This is a genomic window from Terriglobus sp. YAF25, assembly GCF_052113305.1.
Lineage (GTDB): Bacteria > Acidobacteriota > Terriglobia > Terriglobales > Acidobacteriaceae > Terriglobus.
Genome location: NZ_JBFRCY010000908.1, coordinates 1 through 1,544, shown reverse-complemented (window position 1 = coordinate 1,544; position 1,544 = coordinate 1). Strand labels below are relative to the sequence as shown.

3 protein-coding genes are annotated in these 1,544 nt (G+C 53.6%); all 3 read right to left on the bottom strand.

Annotated features, from left to right (window positions below; all coding sequences use genetic code 11):
* Window positions 1–320 (bottom strand): hypothetical protein (locus tag AB4043_RS25100; RefSeq protein WP_442308473.1); only part of this gene is annotated, 320 nt, incomplete at its 3' end.
* 104 nt (window positions 321–424) lie between these two features.
* Window positions 425–1,174, bottom strand: a complete 750-nt coding sequence (locus AB4043_RS25095) for a cytochrome c biogenesis CcdA family protein (RefSeq protein WP_442308472.1) — start codon at window positions 1,172–1,174, stop codon at window positions 425–427.
* 12 nt (window positions 1,175–1,186) lie between these two features.
* The coding region (locus AB4043_RS25090; protein WP_442308471.1) for a hypothetical protein at window positions 1,187–1,544 on the bottom strand (358 nt) is incomplete at its 5' end.

The window sequence follows — 1,544 nt, the reverse complement described above, 5'->3', positions numbered from 1 at the left end:
TTGTGCGTCAGAATGAGCTCTTGCACCCCCGACAAATCGACGTGCAGGTCATGAGCGTTCTTGATGACGGTATCCGGATGAGCTCCGGTGTCGACTAGGATCTTATGACCATTCACGTCGATCAGAGCAGCAAAACCCCATTCACCTATACCGTTCGTATCTCCGACTACCATTGTGGAGAGGATGGTGATGGTGAATGCCTGAACTTGAGGTTGCGAACGCTGCGCTTCCGCTTCAACCAGAAACCCAAAAGCAAGCGCAAGGACTGTGATCGGGACCGAGACCCAGTTTCCCAGGCCGATGATAGTCTGTCGATTCATTTGAGGTGACTCCTTTCCACTCTTGCAGAGAACATCGATTCAATCTCAGGAGCTATGGCGATTGTTGTTATGACCGAGTATGTAGCTCCAAGGAGTACGCGACCTCAAAAACGTGTGGTAAGCGTCGTCAGCCACGGCGGTGAATGCTGAACAAGCCAGCCCTCTGCCTGCCTGTCTCTGCCGGAAAGAGTGGCAATGGCAATGAGGAGCATCGCAGAACCCAGCGCCAGCTTACCGATTCTTCCGGCGTATTGGAGTTTTCCACGGACACTCAGCATGGCCGAGCGTGAGACATATGCAAGGATCACAATTGGCAATGCCGCGCCAAAGCTAAATAAGGTCATGAGGAATGCAGAGCTTGCGAGATGCTTTCCTTGACTCGCCAATACGATGGCTGCCCCCAGAGTGGGACCGACGCATGGACTCCAGATCACTCCAAGAACAAGTCCGACAACGAACTGCCCATAGAGCCCGTTTAGGTGAAGGCGCGCGAGTAGCCGGTTCCCAGCGTTACCAAAACCTGATGTCACAGCTGCAAAGCGCTCCTGGAGTGTGCTCGATAGGATGATCAGGGCAAACAACGCGAGAAACGCCGCGCCCAGTCGGCGTAGAAGCTCTGAGTTCAATCCGAGCGCCGAACCCGCCCACGCAAGCATCGTTCCGATGGCCCCGTAAGAAGCCGCTAACCCCGTTGCCAAAGCAATCGGCGCGCGGCGATGTGCATTCATTGCAGAACTCAGCAGAATCGGCACGATAGGTAAAACGCACGGCGACAACGTCGAGAGTAATCCTGCTAAAAACGCGAAGCTGTAGGACGTGAGGGTCGAAACCATTTCAGTGAACCACCCGTTCATCTAATGCGCGGCTTAGGGGGTGACCTTGTCACCCAGCGATCTTGCGGAGGAGCACGTCGATGATCTCTCCAGGGGATCCATATACCTCTGCACCGCCGCCAGGTTGGAAGCGTAGTTTTGTTCCAGAAGATCACGTAGGCTAACGTTCCTGATATCGAGCAGATATGCGGTCGTTAACTCGTAACCAAGGTATTCGCGGTTGGTTTGATAAGAACAATCTTCAAATTTCGTCTGGAGATTAAGAAGGGAGTCGGGACCTTTCCCGACGTAGTCGGCATAGCCCTCCCTCAACCATTTAGGAAGGCCGTGATAGCTCCGAACGCCGATATAGGAAATGGTCAGGCTATGTGTGACCTCATGAGACATGTAG